Source organism: Ruegeria sp. AK11, from assembly GCF_056541095.1.
Genome location: NZ_JBQFXU010000017.1, coordinates 1 through 18,290 on the forward strand (window position 1 = coordinate 1; position 18,290 = coordinate 18,290).

Here is an 18,290-nt window from a genome sequence, read left to right on the forward strand (position 1 = left end):
GCTCGATCTCGTCGCGCTGACGACCCAGCTCAGACCGGATCGAGCCAAAAAGCTCAGGATCGCGGTCCGACAAGGACTGGGTGAAAAATCCATCTGTTCGATGCGGGGCGTTCACAGTTTTGGTCTCCTGAAAATGGTTAGCCGGTCCAGCCAAGACCAGCGGAAATGGCGTTCATGGATTGCAGCAGGGGCACGGGAACTGACCCTGCCTGCGGTTCGTTGCGGGCGTGTTGCAGCAGTTCGACCTGAAGGGCATGAATGCGGGCCAATTCGGCCTGTTTGCGGTCAAACCTCTCGCAAAGGCGGGGAAAGCGATGGCCGATGACCTGGCCACCGGTCAGAAACCGGATCGCTTTGCAGGCACGATCGTATTCCGCCTTGATCACCTGCGATACACGTTGGCGGATCTCGATATCAGAGACCAATTCACCATACTGCGCTGCGATTTCCATATCCGTCTGATAGAGCGATTTTTCCATCTCATCGACGGCAAGGCGGAACAGGCGGGAGTGTCGAAACATGTCGTGCAACACGTCATCACCGCGCGCGCCGCGAAACTTGCGAAAACTGGCCATGGCGGTGCCGAACCCGTACCAGCCGGTGATCAGGTGGCGGTTCTGCGACCACGCAAAGACCCACGGAATGGCCCGCAGGTCATCCAGACTGGCCGCGCCAAACCGGCGGGTCGGGCGGGACCCCATTTTCAGGCGGGCAAGTTCTTGGACGGGGCTCGCCTGCTGGAAATAGTCCAGAAAACCCGGCATCTGCAAAAGCGAGACATAGGCTGTCTGTGACAACTCTGACAAAGCATCCAATGCGTCATCAAATTCAGGCCGTGAAGGCGCCTCGTCAGGGGTCGCCGTATGGCGCATCGTGCTTGACAGCAACAACTCCAGATGCGCCGCAGCCGTGCCCCGGTTGGCATATTTGGCCGAAACCACCTCGCCCTGTTCGGTCACGCGCAGCCGCCCGGCAACTGTTCCGCTGGGCTGCGCGGCAATGGCACGCCCGGTCGGTGCACCACCCCGGCTGACCGAGCCGCCGCGACCATGGAAAAACGTGGCATTGAAACCTTGCGAGGCCAGCGCCGAGACGATCCGGCGTTGGGCGCGCTCCAACTCCCATGTTGAGCAGAAATAGCCCCCGTCCTTGCCGCTGTCCGAATATCCCAGCATCACCTCGATTACCCGACCGTCGGTTTTGAGGCTGCGACGGGCAAGCGGGACAGCCAGAACGTCCAGCAGGATCGATGGGGCATTTCGCAAATCGGCAATTGTCTCGAACAATGGGACTACCGAAAGATCCAGAGTTTCGGAGCCAAACCCGGCATAGCGGGCCAATAGGTAGATGCCGAGAATGTCGTCGGCCGAACGGGTCATGGACAGGATGAAGGGCCCTATTGCCTTGGGGTCCGGTCCCGATCGCACACCATGGACCAGAGCCAGAAGAGCAAGCAGTTCCCGCGCCTGATCGCTTAACGCATCGCGGTCTTGATAAGGCAGGTTCTGATCGGCCAGTTCGGTTCGCAAGCGGGCAGACCATTCGGCTGTGCCGTAAACCGGCACCTTTCCGCTATGCGACCAGATTTCGGCCAGAACGTCGGTTGTGACGGTCGAATTCTGGCGGATGTCCAGCGTTGTGGTCCGGAACCCGAAAACCGAAGCGGCCCGGCGCAGCGGACGGATGTGCTGCCGCGCCAGAATATCCGCGTTGACCGCACATAAAGCGGTATCAAGCGTGTCGAGATCGCCCACGAATTGCGAGATGTGATCATAGCCGCTGTTTGTCAGCCGATAGCGAATGGCATTGAGTGCTTGCCGGAACGGTTCATTCCGATTGCGTCCGGCGACCGGAGCCCGGTCGACTATCGCTTGTACTTGCGTCCTGACAGGTTCAGGTAAAGGCAATATCAGCGCGCTGATGCTCAACCTGCCCGCAGCACGTTCGAGTGCCTGGCGATAAAGCTCCAGAACTGTTTCGTGTCCGCGTTTCAGCGCCAATGCGGTCATCTCGGTCATGACATTTGGGTTGCCATCCCGGTCGCCGCCGATCCAGCTGTGAAAGCGGATATCGGGTGTATCGCTCAGCGTACGGCCCAGCACTTGCAGGCAGGCCTGATCGAAGCGGCCCATAACCTGCGGGACGGCGTCAAAGATTGCATCGCGGAAGAACTGCAACCCCCATTCGATCTCGTCGTGCAGGCTTGGGCGCGACAGGCGGAGTTCGCCGGTCAGCCATAGGAGATCAATCTCTCCTTCCAGACCATTCAGCAATTCGGCGTGTTCTGTCGGGGTCCAGCGTTGCGTTTCAAGACTGACGAGGTTGCGGTAGATACGCCGGTGAATTTCCAGAACCGTAACCCGCTTGGCTTCGGTCGGATGCGCGGTCAGCGTGGGACCGGTACACAGGTTAGCGGTCAGCTTTTCAACCTGGTTATAGGTCAGGGACAAGTCCGTCAGGGCTTCGGCAAAACCGCCTTCTACCGCTTCTGCGCCGTTTTGGGTTTCGGTCAATCGACGGTCCCGAACCTCGGCGTTTTCATCGATGATGCACAACAGTTGGAACCAGATCGAAAGGGCCTGCAAATACGGCGTTGCTTCGGGTCCCGTGGGAATGGCTTGCAGCGGCGTGGCCTCGGCCCATGCCGCCACATGTGGCGCCCGTTTCAGCAATATGTTCCGCCACAACGCCCGCAATTCCGAGCGCAACCCTTCGGCATAGCTCGAGGGGTTGGGGGTGGACTGAATATTCGGGGCCAGCGCTTGCATCAGATCACGCGGTCCCGGGGTTCGCGGCCTTCAAAGAAATCATTCAGGTTATCGAGAACCCGAAACCCCATCGCCTCGCGCGCTTCGCGGGTGGCGCTGCCCAGATGTGGCAGCATCACGAGGTTGTCGCATTGCAGCAGGTCCGGGCTGATACGGGGTTCACCATCGAACACGTCCAGCGCGGCCCCGCCGATCATCTCGAACATCAGGGCCTGGATCAGCGCCCATTCGTCGATCACCTCACCGCGCGCGGTGTTGATCAGAAAGGCGTCGGGCTTCATCAGGCCCAGTCTGCGCGCGTTGATCAGATGGCGGTTTTCAGCCCCGCCGGGGCAATGCAGCGAGACGAAGTCGCATTGCGGCAGCAAGTCGTCAATCGAGGCCACCTGCGTTGCATTGCACCTGGCCAGCACGTCCGGCGCTATCTGACTGCGGTTGTAGACGAGGATGTCCATGCCAAAGCCATGATGCGCACGCCGGGCCATCTCTTGCCCGATGCGGCCATAGCCGATGATGCCCAGCGTTTTGCCGCTGACCTTGGTTCCAACCAGATGCGTGGGCCGCCATCCGGTCCAGTTGCCGGACCGAAGCTCGCGCTCACCCTCGCCCGCGCGCCGGGCCACCATCAGCAGCAGGGTCATGGCGATATCAGCGGTGCATTCGGACAAAACATCGGGCGTGTTGGTCACGGTCATGCCCAGCTCACGCGCCGAAGGTTCGCAGATGTGGCTGTATCCGACACCGTAATTGGCCAGGATCTTGGTCTGCGCACCAGGGACGTCCATTGCCTCGGCGCTCAGTGTGTCCGTTACAGTTGGCAGCACCGCGTCATAAGTTTTCAAGGCTTGCCGGATTTCGGCCGGGGACATGGGTTTGTCCCCGGTGTTCAGAACGGCATTATAGGTCTCGGCCAGCTGCGCCTCGACGGCGGCAGGCCAGCGACGGGTCACAAGAACCGAGGGTTTGACCATCACGCGGCCTCCATCACACGGGCAATTGTTTCACCAATCACCGCGGGGTTTTCGGCAACGGTCACCCCGGCGGCAGACAGGATCTCGACCTTTTCGCTGGCGCTTTCGCCAAAGGCCGAGATGATCGCACCCGCGTGGCCCATGGTGCGGCCCTTCGGAGCGGTCAGACCCGCGACATAGGCAATCACCGGCTTGGTGATGTGGTCGCGGATGTATTCGGCAGCCTCAGCTTCCTGTGGGCCGCCGATCTCGCCGATCATGGCGATGACATGGGTGTCCTCGTCTTCTTCGAACCGCTGCAGGATGTCCTTGAAGGATGACCCGTTGATCGGGTCGCCACCAATCCCGACACTGGTCGAGACACCGATGCCGCGTTCTTTCAGCTGCGCCGCGGCCTCGTAGCCCAGCGTGCCCGAGCGGCCGATGATGCCGACATGGCCGGGCAGATAGATGTGGCCCGGCATGATGCCCAGCAGCGCCTTGCCTGGGGAAATCGTACCGGCACAGTTCGGCCCGGTCAGCACCATGCGCTTATCTTTCGGATAGCGGTACATGTACCGCTTCACCCGGATCATGTCCTGCGCCGGAATCCCGTCGGTGATGCAGACACAATAGCGGATACCGGCATCTGCGGCTTCCATGATTGAATCAGCCGCAAATGGCGGGGGCACGAAAACAAGGCTGGCATCCGCGCCGGTCGCCTCGACAGCCTGTTTAACGGTGTCAAAGACCGGAACACCCTCGACGGTTTCCCCACCTTTGCCGGGTACGACGCCGCCCACGACATTGGTGCCATAGTTCAACATGTCCTTGGTATGAAACCGAGCCATGCGGCCGGTAATGCCCTGCACGATGACGCGCGAGTCACGGTCGAGAAGAATGCTCATTTCACAGCCCTCATCTTGGTGCCTTGAGTAAGGTCGTTTTTCCATGCGCCAACAGCGCGTTCTGCCGCCTCCATCAGCGTTGAGGCGCGAATGATCGGCAGGCCGGATTTGGCCAGAATCTTCTGGCCCTCTTCGACATTTGTCCCAGCCAGCCGCACGACGACGGGCAGGTCGAGGTCAAGTTCCCGCAGGGCCTGAACGACGCCTTCGGCCACCCAGTCGCAGCGGTTGATACCGGCGAAGATGTTGACCAGAATGGCCTGAACATTGTCGTCCGACAGGACCAGACGAAATGCCTTGGCCACACGTTCGGGCGAGGCCCCGCCGCCGATGTCGAGGAAGTTTGCAGGCTCGCCACCGGCCAGCTTGATCGTGTCCATCGTGGCCATCGCCAGACCAGCACCATTGACGATGCAGCCGATATTTCCGTCCAACCCGACATAAGACAGGCCGCGGTCGGCTGCGCGGCTTTCGCGCGGGTCTTCCTGGCTTTTGTCACGCAGTTCAGAGATTTGCGGATGGCGGAACAGGGCGTTGTCGTCAAAGCTCATCTTGGCGTCAAGCGCCAGAACCCGGTCGTCACCCGTGATGACCAACGGGTTGATCTCGACCATTGTCGCGTCAAGCTCGCTAAAAGCGGCATAGCAGCCCTGTAGCGTACGAACCATTTGCTGGATCAGCCTGGGTTCAAGCCCGAGATTGAATGCGATCTCGCGCGCCTGAAATTCCTGAAGCCCAACCGCCGGTTCCACGATGGAGCGGACGATGCTTTCCGGGCGGTCAGCCGAGATATCCTCGATCTCCATCCCGCCCTCGGACGAGGCCACGATCATCACCCTTTGGCTGGACCGGTCGAGGACAAAACCAAGATAGATCTCGCGATCAATCGGCACGGCGGCTTCGACATAGACGCGATAGATGCCTTTGCCTTCGGGGCCGGTCTGGTGCGTGACCAGCTTGCGGCCAAACAGATCATCGCAGGCCTGATAGATTTCGTTTTCGGTGTTGCACAGCTTGACCCCTCCGGCCTTGCCGCGACCGCCTGCATGGACCTGCGCCTTGACGATCCATTTGTCACCGCCCAGCTCACGCGCCCGATAGGCCGCTTGTTCCGGACTGTAGGCCAGTGCGCCGGACGGTATGGCGACACCGAAATTCGAAAGAATTTCCTTTGCCTGGTATTCGTGAATATCCATCTGATCCGCTCCTGTTTATGCAGCGATTGAGGTGCCGTAACGGCTTTCCAGCAGGTCTTCGATTGCGTCTTGGTCGACCGTTCCGCCCAGCTCTCGGATGGCTTCGGCGAACAGGCGCACAATCCGGCTGACGGCGTCGCGGTTCAATTGGTTGAGGATGCCGATGCGCACCTGCACAGGTGCGCTGAGCGTCGGCCAGATGCCAAACCCGCGCGCGCGGCAGTTCTGGACCAGCTCCATCTCGCGTCCAGCCAGTTCCGGGGGCAGGTTCAGCACGATCAGGCTGGGCATGTCGGAGGTGACCTCGCAGCCCATTTCGGTGACGGCGTCCCGCAGAACCTTTTCGTGCGTCTTGTACGACGCGGACCGCTTGGCCAGACCTTCCTGAAGGGTCAGGCGCAGGGATTCATGGAAGGCCGCAACGGCGTAGCCCGAATGGGTGCGGTGATAGGTGCCCTTTTCAACATCCTGCCCATCGACAATGCCCCAATGGCGGGCCTCAAAGATGGGATTGTGCACATAGGTATAGGCACCGGTGGTTTTCAGTGAGGTGATATAGGCGTCGGTAAAGCTGACAGGGGCATAGGTCAGCGGCAAGCAACACAGACCTTTCTGCGGGCAGGACGCCCATCCGGCGATACCCGGAAAATCGTCTATCGAGAAGTCATCGACGCCCAGAGACGACACCGCATCAATCAGACCCATCACGTCATGACGTTCGCACGCGTCGGAAAATCCGCGCAGGTCATTGATGCGACCCGATCCGGTTTCCCAATGCGCCATGAAAGCCCATTTCGGTTTGTGCTGCGCGAGAGTCGCCTCGACCAGATCACCGGTGACCGGCTGGCCGTGCGGAACCTCGATCACGGTGACGCTGGCGGCCTGAGGCGCCATCGGGTTGGCTGCATGTTCTTCGGGCGTCGCCGCTTTGAACCGCAGGGTCAGCGCGTCGATCCCCGAGAATGTGCCGTTGGCAAAAGCTACGACCTTGTCGCCAGGCATGACAGCCGAAAACATGGTGTCCAGGGCGCTCCAACCGGTGCCGGCAACAGCAAAGGTATAGGCGTTTTGGGTGCCCCAGATTTTCCGCAGCATGTGCTTGCATTCGACCATCCCCCTAAGGACGTCCCCCTGCATGTGATCGGCAACGCCTGCATTGGCAAAGGCCTTGAGGACGCGGGCATCCGTGTTACCCGGCCCCGGCCCCGCAGCGAGGGTTTGGGGGATTTCGAGCGGAGGGAAAATCTGAAAAGTCATGGTCTGGCATCCTCGGCTGTTGGCCGGGCATTGCGGCCCGTCGTGTCAAGTTACCGAGCAGGAAACGCGAGCTTGCCTTATGACGCAACGTAACTTACTACTGCTTTTGGATGGCCAATAGGATGGGGCAATACCTACCCGTTTTGGTAAAAATACGAAGGTATACAAAGAATCTTCCTATTCTTATGGGTAGGTTTTTCCGAATTCGGGGCAAAATCATATGGTTGAGACACCGGGCAAACCCATCGACATCATGCTGGCGGACGGCAACCCGCTGGTTCTGTCGGCCATGTCCGAGATATTCGAGCGGGACCCCCGATTCTCGCTGATGGCCACGTCAGCAACGGCCGAAGGGTTTCTGGGAACGGTGATGCGGGTTCCCGTTCAGGTTGGTGTCGTCGACTGGACACTTCCGGTTTTGGGGGCCGCCAAACTGATTGAGGTTCTGCGCGATCAGCCCAACGCCCCGCGCTTTGTCGTTTATGGCGACACTGGCGGCGATGTCCCGCGATTGGCGATGCAGGCGGGTGCGGCTGGATTTGCCGCCCGCACGGGCGAGGTTGAGGGTCTGCTGGAAACCTGCGCCAAAGTTGCAGCGGGTAAGATGGTATTCCCGTTCATCGATATCCGGAAGATGCAACAGGACCCAATCCAGAGTCTGTCGCGTAAGGAACGCGCAATTCTGGAGGCGCTGGCCCAAGGAATGTCGAACCGGGACCTGTCGAAGGAACTTCAGATTTCGACAAACACGGTCAAGTTTCACCTGTCCAACATCTACGAAAAGCTGAGTGTCAAAAACCGCACGCAGGCCATTGCGTATTTCTATTCGTCTCAGCAGTCACGAAACTAGACCAAAGGCGATTTGGATGCCGGTGTTTCCGGGCAGGTTATTCGTCCAACTCTGACCAATTCTGGATACCGTCAGCAGCAAGAGACACGGTGCTTGTCCTGAGCGCTTTGCCGCGCGTGGCGGTAGGCACAACCCTGCGTTGCTTCCGCGAATCCCCCAAACATGTTACCTTGGGTCACCTTTAATGATTTGACTTCTTTTTCTGACATCTCGTTTTTTTCAGCTCTTTCTCGAGAGGTGACGTTCATGTCCGACTCCAGCAGTGAGCCCCCGCGCATAACGCTGTCCATACCAAATCTTCGGCCAAACCCATCGATATCAGCGGAAATTTCCGGCACTGTCGCGGCTGGTGCGCACAGCGTTGAGGATCAGAAGCGGGTTGAGGCGGAAAAGCTCAAGGCATTGCGCCGCGGCGTCGGAATTGAGCTGTCCACGGAAGTGATCAACGATCTGGTCGACCGGCGTGTTCAGTCGACAGGCGCGGTTTTTCGCCAGCTTGCAACCATTCGCGAAGATCTGGCCGGAGGCTTTCTGGGGGCGGTCGTTCCCGCCCTTGCCCCGAAACTGCGGGGGGAACTGATCAACCCGGACGGGACCCCTGCCGAACGCGTGATCGTCGAGGTCCTGCGCCCCACCTTTACCGCCAATGAAGGGATCGACAATGCGGATTTCTCGTGGGCTGTCAAAGCCGCCGTCACGGACGCGCGCGGTCTCTTCTCGGTTGATCTGCCCAATCTCCGCCTGCCGCAGAACGGCCTGCGGTTGCGGATCAGGGGTCAAAACACCACCCTGACAGAAGCCGTGCCGCGCGTTGACGCGCTGGACGGCGAAATGGGTCTTGTGGTGCTGGATCGCACGCTCCTCCCTTTGCAGCGTTCGATCGTCGGTGAGCTGGCCGATATCTTGCCTGTGGATCCCGAGGATGCTGAAGAAAACATATCCGATTTCACCGGTTCACAGGCCCCTATCGTGCTGGGCGAGGGCGATTGCGCGTCGGAGTACCGAACCGAAGGCGGCACGGTTTCACGGCGGCGCTATTCGGTTCTGTACCGACTGATTGATCCGCTCGTCGGGCCCAAGAATATCGTTCGAACGCGCCCCGTAGGCGGTGGCCGCTTTGTGACGACTATTCCGGGTACAACCTTCGCTCAGGCCAATCTGTCCGCCGAAACGCTGCTGGCCGCGTTCAACAATGACGGGGGTGATTGGGATTTTCGGGACCGGATTCCGATTGATGAACCCATTGATATTGAAGACTTCTTTGAAGATCTTGAAGAGCGGCCTCAGGATGTGCCCAAAGCGTCGAGCCTTGCGCTTGGGTATATTGCCAAGATGCGGTCGACGGCTGTCCACGCTGGCATGTCTTTGGGTCGGCTGGTCTATTCCCTACCGCTTGCCCCGGGAGAAGAGCAGCGGATTGTCGTGTCGGAACAGCGCGAAACACTGAGCGTACGTGAACGAGAGAGCCTGACATTTGAAGAGCAACAAGAGTTCGAGGAAGCCCGCGACACGTCCTTTGACAGTACGTTTGAAAGCGCGCTGGATGAGGTAATTCAGGGCACGTCTTCGTTTTCGACCCGCGCTTTTTCAAAGAGCTTCGGAGGCGCAGGTGGCGTTGGTGGCGGCCTGTTCGGAGGCATCGGGGCCATCGTCGGCGGCGTGGGCTTCAGCGGCGCACGGTCCAGTTCGAATTCTTCCGGCAATTCGTCCAACACGCAGAACACATCGCGCGATTTTCTGTCCGACACCCATGAGACATTCTCTGCCGCGCTTGAACGGGCGGCTTCGGTCAAGCGTAACTCGGCACGGACCAGTGTGCGCACTGCAACTGCGACGGATCGGCGGACGGCCACAACGAAATTCGTGGCCAACCGCAATCATTGCCACGCAATGACCATGCAATGGTTCGAAGTCCTGCGCGACTTTTCTCTGGAAACGCGTATCGAGGGGGTGCAGCTGGTGGTCTTTGTGCCCATGCAACTCATCCGCTTCCGCCGTCTGGGGCAAGGCGATCAGTTGCCGGGCAATGTCACCCGGTCCGGATTGCTGAGCCGGTACAAGGTCATCCTGCGCCATGCCGAAGTGTTCCGGCGCGTGTTCCGAAACCGCCGCAGATTCCGCAGCGCACTGAAGCTGCTGGAAGAGTTTTATGCAGACAAGGATGCAACACCGCAGAACGCGCCCGGCGTCGCACAGGACATCGTCAGTTTCGAGGCGCAGGGCACGTTCATGCCCAATGATGACATTTCTGTCGTGATCTTCACGCAGGATGGCGACCGGGTCGGACCTGTGCCGCTGACCGGATCGCCGATCGACATCGACAACCTGCATGACCTGCCAGCGGAAACACGCGAGAACCTGCTTGTCCGGCTGGCTGATGCCCGGCGTGATCCGACCAAGCGCCGGACCTATACCGGCTCTGTGGTTTTGCCCCGTTCGGTCGAGCGGTCGGATATCGCACGTGTTGAGCTGCGCAGGCGGACGGGTTCGTTTGCCTACTCGTTCTACACCGGTCCTGATCCCATCAACATTTTCAACATCTGGGAGCATCTGGCCAATCTGGAAGATGCCGACGATCTGGATCGGGCCACCCGCAATATCAACCGCAGCCTTCGCACCACGATCTCGGGCTCGGACTTTGACGATCTGGTAGGACCGCCCATGGTCAGCGAGTTTGAGGCGCGTATGAACGAAAACGCCCAGACCGTTGTTGATGACAATACGTTCCAGGCGCTGCCTGCCACCCTGCCCTATTCGGTGCAGGAAGTGCCGGACGTTCTGTCACGCCGGGATCTGCGCCGCATCGAAGAAATGTACCAGCATGTTGTAGCCAACACCGTTCGCTATTCCCGCGTGATCTGGGCCAGCATGACGGACGAAGAACGTGCGATCCTGCTGGAGCGTTTCACCATCGGGGTACCGGAAGGCGGGCTGGACGATGCCTCAAGCGAGATATCGCTGCTCAGCACCGTTCAGAATAAGGTGCTTGGGTTCTATGGCAATGCCATGATCATGCCCTTCTCGATCCCGCCCGATCTGGCCGACCGGATGGAGATGCGGACCGGTGATATTCAGGACAGTCTTCTGGCCTTCCACCGCGAGGATTTCCGGCCACCGCGCCGCACGATCTCGCTGCCGACCAGGGGCCTGTTGGGCGAGGCTGTACTGGGCCGCTGCAATTCCTGCGAGATGATCGACCATCGCCGCTTCTGGAACTGGCAGGACAGCCCGACACCGCCGCCGGTTGGCGACGCGCCGGTCCTGCCTGCTGACAGTGACGCCATCTTTGGTACCCGTGCGCCGTCAGACCTGCCGAACAACCAGCCTTCGAACACGCTGACCATTGCAGGGGGCGACATTGGCACCGGCCAGGCTGTGCCCACGTCGCAACTGGCCGAAATCCTCAAGGCTGCGCCCGATCTTGCGCGGGCGGGAACTGATCTGACAGGCCTGAAGGAGTTGCAGGCGCAACTGGCGCTTGAAACGCAATCGGTCGCCGCCGGTCGGGACAAGGCCATCGACACGGCGACGGATCTGACCAAGGAGCTGGTTGGAAAGGCCACGGAACTTGCGGGTAAAGGTCAGGAAATCGCTGCCGCCCGCAAAGAGGAAGAAGCCAAGAAGGCCGCCGCTGACAAGAAGGCATTTGACGCCAGCAATGCCGCCAAGATCAAGGGGTTTGAGGATATTGCCAAGAACGCCTCGGGTGTTTCCGCGCTGATCGGCGGGCAACCGGATGGCAACCAGGCCGGTTTCGTTCAAAACCTGTTCAAGGATTTCCCCGGCGGGGCTGCGGCTTTGGCCAACCCGTCCAACACGCTGCTTCTGGCCAAGCTTTTCGGGGCCTTCACCAAGGCAAATGCGGATGCTGATGACGGCAGCGCGACCAAGGCCGGCAGCCAGTCGGTGCTGGATTTCCTCAATGGCCTGAACGCTCCTGCGGAGGATGACAATGAGTGACACGAGCACAAATGTGACGGACAAACCGGGAATTGATGAAAGCCTTGCCGAGGCGATCATCAACATTCTTGAAACGACCAACTCTCCGGCGATCCAGCGCGCCCGTGAGGTGATTGCCCATAGGCTGGCCATTGCGGGCGATATTGCCCCTTCGCGCATCCCTGCGCCGCGCAACATCACCGAGATCGGCGGCTATATCAATCTGCTGAGCGAGTATGGTGAGTCCGAACAGCGCGCACGCATGATCGCGGCTGCTTTGGGTATTGCAGGACCGCAGATTTCGCTGCCGCAGCCGGGTGCCGTTCCGCCGTTGTCTTTCATCACTCGCGACGGTGCAAGGCCCGTTGGTCCGCAGCAGGCCAGTTTCCCGCTGAGCTTCACGATCCGCAGTGATTTCGTTCCGGCCTTCGACAATGCGTTGCAGGAGATCGCGATACGTGGCGGTGCGGTGCCGATCCTGACACCTGTCAGGGTCCTTCCGGCCGCCGGATCAGGCCCCGTGACCGACGGCATCGCACAGCTGGCTTTGATCGGTCGAACCCTCAACCTGGCACCGACTGCGGCGCTGCATGCCGTGGCCACCGACCCCCTGTCGCTCAGCCGTCCGACTGCGGGTGGCGGGTTCGAGGTTCTGGCACGGGTCATCGACGCCGCCGCCCCGATTGCCGGGACCATCGCGGCGGCAGACTGGACAAGCTGGGAATGCGATGCTGCTGCCTGTTCCGAGGTTGACAGCAACGATGCGCGCTTTGCCCTTTCACCGATCCTGAATGCGGCCGGTTGGCACCAGGCGGCTGATCCCGGCAATCCCAACAGCCTGTCCGATCCCGGCAGCTGGGCCGCGTGGCAGAACATCACCGGGCTTGTACCCGGCGTCACACGGTTCGCGGATGAGCTGCAATTGCTGTACCCTGCCGAGATGCTCATCACCTCGCCGGTTTTTAACCAACTGGACAATGTCTGGACGGGAAGCGCATTCGCCGCGCCATAGGACCCCCTCTGCGACCGCAACAATGTGATTTGGCGGCACTTGGCTTTTGGGGTTACGCTTGAACAGGAGGGCCGCCATGCAAAACCCGGAACGTTTCGAAAAATTCTTCTTTGCCAAAGTTGGCATGGGCGAAGCCTGCGGTTGCGCCGAGCGCATCATCGACGTTTTCGAATTCAACCGAAAAGGTGGTGCGCAGTCGAAACACCCGGTGAAACAGGACCGGCGCGGACGCCTGTCGTTTCGGGCATGGGCGGTCAGATATGGGCTTATAAGCCGAAAGCGGCACAGCTGAACACGGATTGGTCCTGTCAGACAGCCACCAGTTTTCCGTCTCGCAAATCGAGCGCATCCGGTGCCAGTTCGGCGCGGAAGGCCGGGGAATGGCTGACAAGAAGGATCGCTTGCGGCAATGCCCGGAGGATTTCCAGCAGCCGGGCCTCGTTCCGTGGGTCCAGCGCGTTGGTAGGCTCATCAAGCAGCAGAACCTCGGGCTCCATCGCCAGAACGGTCGCCAGCGTAACCAGCCGTTTTTCACCCCCTGACAACTTGTGGGTGATGCGGTTCTTCAGATGCATCAGGTCCAGATCACCCAACACGTTTTCTACGATGGCTAGCGCTTCGTCGCGCGTTCTGCCAAGGTTGAGCGGGCCAAAGGCGATATCCTCGGCGACGGTCGGGCAGAACAGTTGATCATCCGCATCCTGAAACACAAGGCCCACCCGGCGGCGTACGTCGTGAAAATCGGCCTCTTGCACTCTTTGCTGACCAAAGATCGTGACCGTGCCGGACCGTGGGCGCTGCAAGCCAAGCGTGATGCGCAGCAAGGTTGATTTTCCCGCCCCGTTCGGACCCGTCAGCGACAGGCGTTGACCGGCGGACAGGCTGAGGCTGGCACCGTCCAGAACGGGTGGCTGACCGGGGTAGGCAAAGCAGATATCTTCAAGCGCAATCAGTGCCATGCAAAATCCAGTATGATCAGACCCGCGCAAAGAGCACCAAGGCCTGCGGCAAAAACAATGTCCCTTCGGGTCAGGGCAAAGTCCTGAAGCAGCAGCATACGGCCTGAAAACCCCCGGCATTTCATGGCATCAAGAATGCGTTCGGATCTTTCGATCGCGCGCACCAGCATCATTCCCACGAGATAGCCAAAGCTGCGATAGGTGTGCCAGTTTGTTGCCGGGCGAAAGCCGCGCACTTTCATAGCCGCGCGCAGGCGCAGGTATTCTTCCCGCAGAACCTCGATATAGCGGATGGTGAACATCAGAAGATGAACCAGCTTTTCGGGGCAGCGTAGGCGGTGCAAGGCGTGGCCAAGCATGACCGGCTCCATCGTGCCGACCAGCACCATAAGGGACAGGATGACCGCGTTGGCCGTCAAGGCGATCTCGACCGCTTTCCAGAAACCCTGCCAGCTTGCAGGAAACCCCCAGAGCGTAAACATCGGGTCGCCGGGCATGGAGAATGGCAACAGCACCAGCATGAACAGGATGAACCCATCCATCATGGCCATGCGTTTCAACGTTTTCCGCCAGGGCAGACGCGACGCGGCAAGAAGTGAAAGGGACACCGCCAAAGCCGCGCACAGCGCCGTCAGCGAGGACACCGCGACAGTCACCACCGCGAAGACAACCGCCATGACGATCCGCATCCTTGGATCAAGCGGGTTGATCGCGCCGCGCCGCTGCGCGCCCGCTTTGATCAGCGTGCTTTCCTGTTGCCCCAGAACGTGCGCCATCAGGCCGCCAGCTTGCGGCGTGCCGCAAAATAAAAGCCCAGACCAAACAGACCGACGATATATCCGATCCCACCCAGAACAGTTTGCAGGTCATTTTGTTCGCGGTAGGCGGCGATTTCCCGACGCAGCGGGCGCAGCTCATCCCGCACGGCCCTGGCAATGACCTGTTGTTGTTCATCGCTGAGCACCGCCGCTGTCTGGGCAGGTGCGTTTGTCGGCGCGGTGTCGGGTTCCGCTTCAACGCCCATGATCCGGGCGACATCCACAGCGGGCATGGTGACCTCGGCCACATGCCCGGCACCAAGGTTTGCAAAGAAAGTATGGGCCACCGGCGCGTTCGGCGTGTAGATAAAGAACCCGTCTGCATCTGTTACGATGCGGCCCAGCTCGGCTCCGTCCGGGCCGTTGACGATGACCTCGGTATCGCTTGCCATGTCGCCGTTGGAAAAGCCGATTTCGCCTTCGATGGCGTCACCGGATTTAAACACTCCGGCTATGACCTTATGCGCCAAGGCAGGTAGGGGTGCGCAGCACAGCGCCAGAATGATTGCCAGATACCTCATGCGACCACTCGTTTGACAAACAGCTCGGGCTTGACCTTGCGCGCCAGCAAAACCGCGAACCCGGTCAGGATCGCCTCAATCGCCATGACAGGAATATGTGCAAAGAAAACAATCTTAGCCGCAGGCAGGAAGGCATCCCCGGACAAGGCCAGTGAAAACGCAACCATGCCGGTTGTGGCGGCAATGGCAAAGGCACCGCCGACCCCGCCCCATATCGCACCTTGCAGCGGTGAGCCGTGGGCGATCAGGCGGCTAAAGATCAGTCCGGCCAGAACCGCGGGCAACGCGATGTTCAGGGTGTTGATCCCCAATACCGTCAACCCGCCAAAGCCAAAGAAGACGGCTTGCAGCAAAAGCCCGACGAACAGGGCCGGGAATGCGGCCCACCCCAGCAAAAGCCCGGCCATACCGTTGAGGATCAGGTGCACCGACGACGGACCAATAGGAACATGGATCAGCGATGCCACGAAAAAGCTGGCTGACAGCACCCCCGCAGTGGGGATGCGATCAAGATTCAGCGACCTGAGGCCCATGGCAATTCCACCCGCCGCAGCGACGGCTCCGCCGATCACGACCGGGTTGGACAAGGCTCCGTCAACGATGTGCATCTACGGTTACTCCAAATCCCAGGCGCGGATCCAGATGACCGCGTCCTGACTGAGTTCTTTGCCGTTGTGTTCGGTCACGGGACCGGCGCCGAGTGCGGCAAATCCCCAATATCCGGCTTTTGGAACGCCAAACGTGAAATACCCGTTATCATCCGAAGTTGCGACCAATGCACCACCCGGCATCGGCGAGACCGACGGGGCGGAAGCGGCCGCGCTTTCCATGTTCGGTTCTGCGGCCATGTACTCGATCTCGATCTCGGCACCCGCAACCGGTTGGCCTTCTGCCATAACCCGACCCGTAAAGGTCGAACCCGCGATGATGTTGGTCGGTTTGTTGAGCGGGATGATCTCAACCGGCAAGCCCACCGGGTTCATCCAGTCGGTCGGCAATTCGTTGCGGTTCAGGAATGCCTTGGCGATCTGCTGGATATAGATATCCTCAGACCCCTCGTAATAGGGCTGGGGAACTGTCACCAGCACATAGTCGCCCGACCGTTTGACTGGAACATAACCCTTGAATGCCGCGCCTTCGTTTTCCCCACCGGTGAAACGCACGGGTTCCAGAGTGTCCAGCAGGTCGGTTTTCTGACCGTTGTGGATCACGTAGAATTCCTGCGGCTTGTCCAGATCCATGACATGCCCGTTCGAGAACGGATGCCAGAAGATCAGCTTGACCGGAACATTCCCCGGTGCGTCGATCATGGTGTCAGAGGTGTATTCCAGCAGGAAATGCGCATTTGCCATCGCTGGAAGCGCCATCGCCACAGCGGCTGCAGAAAGCAGCTTGGTCATCAATAGTCGTCCTTGTCCCTTCGTACCAACCCCGGTACGAGATGCGTTTTGACTGCGGGGACGTCCAAGCCGAGCTGCTTTTTCAAGCATCCTGCTCCGACGCACATCCCGTCGCCGATTAGGAGTGCCCTTGTCAAAGGCACATGTCCGGCAGGTATCCTGACTTGCGGGTCAAAGCGTTGGGCTGGCCTTCCCGGATTAACTCCAGTGGCACTTCAGCCCTGCTCGCCGCTTACAGTTGCGGGTGCAGTTGCGGAATTGGGCCAAAGCCCGCACCGCATTCCCTATTGATTCCAGAGCACGCCCCGGAACCGGACATGCCGAGCGGCTTGCCAGACTTCTTCAGCATCCGTCAACGATCAATTGCGCTGGCTGTCAAAAAGTTCAGCGGGCAATGCCCTTTTTCCGGTTGATCCGCTTTGGATACAGGTCGGGGTTTTTCGGGGATGAACCTACCCTTCGAGCAGGTATCTTTCCGACAATGGCAAACTGGCCGCCCCCAATGACCGGGCATCCGGGCCCGCCGCCCCTGCCAGCACCAAGGGCCGTTCAAGCCCGGTCAGGTTCATATGGGATAGTTTGAGCTCAACCCTTTCCACCAGCCGCGCCTTGATATCAGCAGGCATCCAGCCATCAATCTTGATACATTCGAAATCGATCAGGCTGCAAGAAGAGACGATGGCATGGGCGATTCCGTGCGCCGCCTGGTTCAGCCAATTCTCAAGGAGGGTTTCCGGTACGTCCCAATGCCGTGTCGTTTCCCAGATTGAACCGGCTGTTGCGGCATTTCCACCAACCGCACGCTCCAGCACATAAAGACTGGCGACATCTATCAACGGTTTCACTCCGCCCACTTCGTCCGGCACAGGCAATGGGCCAAGCGCACCGGCATTTCCCCGCCCCGGAAAGATGGAGCCGTTCAGAACCACCCCGCCCCCGATGAAGAAGCCGACATAGAAATACAGGAAATCTCGTGGGCCTTCCGCCGGGCCAAACACCAGCTCGGCACCGCAGGCGGCCGTTGCGTCGTTTTGCAGGAAAACCGGCACGTCATAGCTAGCGGCCAACGCGCCTTTCAGGTCCGCGTCACGCCACGGATCCATTTTTTCCTGAGGAACCTGCAATGTTTGTGCCCAGTCCCAAAGGTAGAACGGCATGGCAATCCCAAGGCCCGCGATTCTGCTGCGCGCCTCGTGCGACATTGACGCCATCACTTTGTCGAGGCTTTCTGTGGAAAAGCTCAATGTCGCCTCGGGCGTCGGAAAATCATAGGTCCGCCGTTCGCGGTGCCTGACGTTGCCAAGGAAATCCGTCAGCACCAGTTCGGTACTGCGCCGCCCGACTTTGAGCCCAAAGAAATACGCGCCGTCCGGGTTCAGGCGCATGGGAACCGATGGCTGTCCGACTTTTCCCCGGATCGGTTCGCCCCGCAACAGCAACCCATCGTTCTCCAACTGGCGCATGATGACCGAGACCGTCTGCGCCGACAGGCCGGTCATGCGCGCGATCTCAGATTTTGCGAGGGCCTGATGGCGCCGGACCAGTGACAGGACAAGCCGTTCATTTCGGGCCCGCATTCCACTTTGGTTGGTGCCGCGCATGTCTGGCTCGCGTACGCCAGTGGTATTGCCCTGAGAGTTCATTGCAGACACGGCCATCCCCTTCATGACGACAATGTTGGAACCCTTCCTTTCTGTCAATAATAAATAAGA

Annotated in this window: 16 protein-coding genes and 1 riboswitch; of the genes, 4 read left to right on the forward strand and 12 right to left on the reverse strand. The window is 59.8% G+C overall.

The window, feature by feature from the left end; translation table 11 throughout:
* Window positions 1-137 precede the first annotated feature (137 nt).
* The 5 genes from ACR0D9_RS19755 to ACR0D9_RS19775 are packed head-to-tail and all read right to left on the reverse strand — an operon-like array spanning window position 138 to window position 7,079.
* On the reverse strand, window positions 138-2,768 hold the full coding sequence (locus ACR0D9_RS19755; RefSeq protein ID WP_480539977.1) for a phosphoenolpyruvate carboxylase: 2,631 nt from the start codon (window positions 2,766-2,768) through the stop codon (window positions 138-140).
* On the reverse strand, window positions 2,768-3,739 hold the full coding sequence (locus ACR0D9_RS19760) for a 2-hydroxyacid dehydrogenase (protein ID WP_480489218.1): 972 nt from the start codon (window positions 3,737-3,739) through the stop codon (window positions 2,768-2,770). The genes ACR0D9_RS19755 and ACR0D9_RS19760 overlap by 1 nt, the downstream gene beginning before the upstream one ends.
* On the reverse strand, window positions 3,739-4,626 hold the full coding sequence (gene sucD, locus ACR0D9_RS19765) for a succinate--CoA ligase subunit alpha (RefSeq protein WP_480539979.1): 888 nt from the start codon (window positions 4,624-4,626) through the stop codon (window positions 3,739-3,741). The genes ACR0D9_RS19760 and sucD overlap by 1 nt, the downstream gene beginning before the upstream one ends.
* Complete coding sequence (locus tag ACR0D9_RS19770; protein WP_209508189.1) at window positions 4,623-5,822, reverse strand: malate--CoA ligase subunit beta; 1,200 nt, start codon at window positions 5,820-5,822, stop codon at window positions 4,623-4,625. The genes sucD and ACR0D9_RS19770 overlap by 4 nt, the downstream gene beginning before the upstream one ends.
* A 15-nt stretch (window positions 5,823-5,837) precedes the next feature.
* Window positions 5,838-7,079, reverse strand: coding sequence for a pyridoxal-phosphate-dependent aminotransferase family protein (locus tag ACR0D9_RS19775; protein ID WP_480539981.1), 1,242 nt, complete (start codon window positions 7,077-7,079; stop codon window positions 5,838-5,840).
* Between the two features lie 220 nt (window positions 7,080-7,299).
* Here ACR0D9_RS19775 and ACR0D9_RS19780 point away from each other — a divergent pair, with 220 nt between their 5' ends.
* Complete coding sequence (locus tag ACR0D9_RS19780) at window positions 7,300-7,929, forward strand: response regulator transcription factor (RefSeq protein WP_480521294.1); 630 nt, start codon at window positions 7,300-7,302, stop codon at window positions 7,927-7,929.
* Window positions 7,930-8,000: 71 nt separating this feature from the next.
* Here the strand turns inward: ACR0D9_RS19780 and ACR0D9_RS19785 are convergent, their stop codons facing one another.
* The gene (locus tag ACR0D9_RS19785; protein WP_480539983.1) at window positions 8,001-8,177 is read right to left on the reverse strand and encodes a hypothetical protein; all 177 of its coding nucleotides are present in this window, start codon (window positions 8,175-8,177) and stop codon (window positions 8,001-8,003) included.
* Here ACR0D9_RS19785 and ACR0D9_RS19790 point away from each other — a divergent pair.
* The 3 genes from ACR0D9_RS19790 (at window position 8,176) to ACR0D9_RS19800 (ending at window position 13,172) form a co-directional block, all read left to right on the forward strand.
* On the forward strand, window positions 8,176-11,889 hold the full coding sequence (locus ACR0D9_RS19790) for a hypothetical protein (protein WP_480539985.1): 3,714 nt from the start codon (window positions 8,176-8,178) through the stop codon (window positions 11,887-11,889). The genes ACR0D9_RS19785 and ACR0D9_RS19790 overlap by 2 nt on opposite strands.
* The gene (locus ACR0D9_RS19795; protein WP_480539987.1) at window positions 11,882-12,880 is read left to right on the forward strand and encodes a hypothetical protein; all 999 of its coding nucleotides are present in this window, start codon (window positions 11,882-11,884) and stop codon (window positions 12,878-12,880) included. Before ACR0D9_RS19790 ends, ACR0D9_RS19795 begins: the two co-directional genes overlap by 8 nt.
* A 76-nt stretch (window positions 12,881-12,956) precedes the next feature.
* A complete protein-coding gene (locus ACR0D9_RS19800; RefSeq protein WP_480539989.1) occupies window positions 12,957-13,172 on the forward strand; it encodes a hypothetical protein in 216 nt (71 codons plus the stop codon).
* Window positions 13,173-13,188: 16 nt separating this feature from the next.
* Here ACR0D9_RS19800 and ACR0D9_RS19805 read toward each other — a convergent pair whose 3' ends face one another.
* From ACR0D9_RS19805 to ACR0D9_RS19830, 6 genes are all read right to left on the reverse strand, one after another.
* Complete coding sequence (locus ACR0D9_RS19805; RefSeq protein WP_480539990.1) at window positions 13,189-13,839, reverse strand: energy-coupling factor ABC transporter ATP-binding protein; 651 nt, start codon at window positions 13,837-13,839, stop codon at window positions 13,189-13,191.
* Complete coding sequence (cbiQ, locus tag ACR0D9_RS19810) at window positions 13,830-14,615, reverse strand: cobalt ECF transporter T component CbiQ (RefSeq protein ID WP_480539992.1); 786 nt, start codon at window positions 14,613-14,615, stop codon at window positions 13,830-13,832. The genes ACR0D9_RS19805 and cbiQ overlap by 10 nt, the downstream gene beginning before the upstream one ends.
* Entirely contained in the window at window positions 14,615-15,178 is a 564-nt protein-coding gene (locus ACR0D9_RS19815; RefSeq protein ID WP_480539994.1) for a cobalt ABC transporter permease, read from the reverse strand. The genes cbiQ and ACR0D9_RS19815 overlap by 1 nt, the downstream gene beginning before the upstream one ends.
* A complete protein-coding gene (gene cbiM, locus ACR0D9_RS19820; RefSeq protein WP_480539996.1) occupies window positions 15,175-15,786 on the reverse strand; it encodes a cobalt transporter CbiM in 612 nt (203 codons plus the stop codon). Before cbiM ends, ACR0D9_RS19815 begins: the two co-directional genes overlap by 4 nt.
* A gap of 6 nt (window positions 15,787-15,792) precedes the next feature.
* Window positions 15,793-16,578 carry a DUF4198 domain-containing protein gene (locus ACR0D9_RS19825; protein WP_480539998.1) on the reverse strand — a complete coding sequence of 262 codons (786 nt, stop codon included), beginning with the start codon at window positions 16,576-16,578 and terminating at the stop codon, window positions 15,793-15,795.
* Between the two features lie 132 nt (window positions 16,579-16,710).
* Window positions 16,711-16,909, reverse strand: a riboswitch (cobalamin riboswitch).
* Between the two features lie 121 nt (window positions 16,910-17,030).
* Window positions 17,031-18,221, reverse strand: a complete 1,191-nt coding sequence (locus tag ACR0D9_RS19830; protein ID WP_480540010.1) for an ROK family transcriptional regulator — start codon at window positions 18,219-18,221, stop codon at window positions 17,031-17,033.
* Window positions 18,222-18,290 lie beyond the last annotated feature (69 nt).

Excerpts from the sequence above, each read along its gene's own strand:
- ACR0D9_RS19795 (WP_480539987.1), top strand. The coding sequence starts at position 11,882 with ATGAGTGACACGAGCACAAATGTGACGGACAAACCGGGAATTGATGAA.
- ACR0D9_RS19805 (WP_480539990.1), bottom strand. The coding sequence starts at position 13,839 with ATGGCACTGATTGCGCTTGAAGATATCTGCTTTGCCTACCCCGGTCAG.
- ACR0D9_RS19815 (WP_480539994.1), bottom strand. The coding sequence starts at position 15,178 with ATGAGGTATCTGGCAATCATTCTGGCGCTGTGCTGCGCACCCCTACCT.
- cbiM (WP_480539996.1), bottom strand. The coding sequence starts at position 15,786 with ATGCACATCGTTGACGGAGCCTTGTCCAACCCGGTCGTGATCGGCGGA.
- ACR0D9_RS19770 (WP_209508189.1), bottom strand. The coding sequence starts at position 5,822 with ATGGATATTCACGAATACCAGGCAAAGGAAATTCTTTCGAATTTCGGT.
- ACR0D9_RS19790 (WP_480539985.1), top strand. The coding sequence starts at position 8,176 with ATGTCCGACTCCAGCAGTGAGCCCCCGCGCATAACGCTGTCCATACCA.
- sucD (WP_480539979.1), bottom strand. The coding sequence starts at position 4,626 with ATGAGCATTCTTCTCGACCGTGACTCGCGCGTCATCGTGCAGGGCATT.
- ACR0D9_RS19755 (WP_480539977.1), bottom strand. The coding sequence starts at position 2,768 with ATGCAAGCGCTGGCCCCGAATATTCAGTCCACCCCCAACCCCTCGAGC.
- ACR0D9_RS19830 (WP_480540010.1), bottom strand. The coding sequence starts at position 18,221 with ATGAACTCTCAGGGCAATACCACTGGCGTACGCGAGCCAGACATGCGC.
- ACR0D9_RS19780 (WP_480521294.1), top strand. The coding sequence starts at position 7,300 with ATGGTTGAGACACCGGGCAAACCCATCGACATCATGCTGGCGGACGGC.
- ACR0D9_RS19775 (WP_480539981.1), bottom strand. The coding sequence starts at position 7,079 with ATGACTTTTCAGATTTTCCCTCCGCTCGAAATCCCCCAAACCCTCGCT.
- ACR0D9_RS19785 (WP_480539983.1), bottom strand. The coding sequence starts at position 8,177 with ATGAACGTCACCTCTCGAGAAAGAGCTGAAAAAAACGAGATGTCAGAA.
- ACR0D9_RS19825 (WP_480539998.1), bottom strand. The coding sequence starts at position 16,578 with ATGACCAAGCTGCTTTCTGCAGCCGCTGTGGCGATGGCGCTTCCAGCG.
- cbiQ (WP_480539992.1), bottom strand. The coding sequence starts at position 14,615 with ATGGCGCACGTTCTGGGGCAACAGGAAAGCACGCTGATCAAAGCGGGC.
- ACR0D9_RS19760 (WP_480489218.1), bottom strand. The coding sequence starts at position 3,739 with ATGGTCAAACCCTCGGTTCTTGTGACCCGTCGCTGGCCTGCCGCCGTC.
- ACR0D9_RS19800 (WP_480539989.1), top strand. The coding sequence starts at position 12,957 with ATGCAAAACCCGGAACGTTTCGAAAAATTCTTCTTTGCCAAAGTTGGC.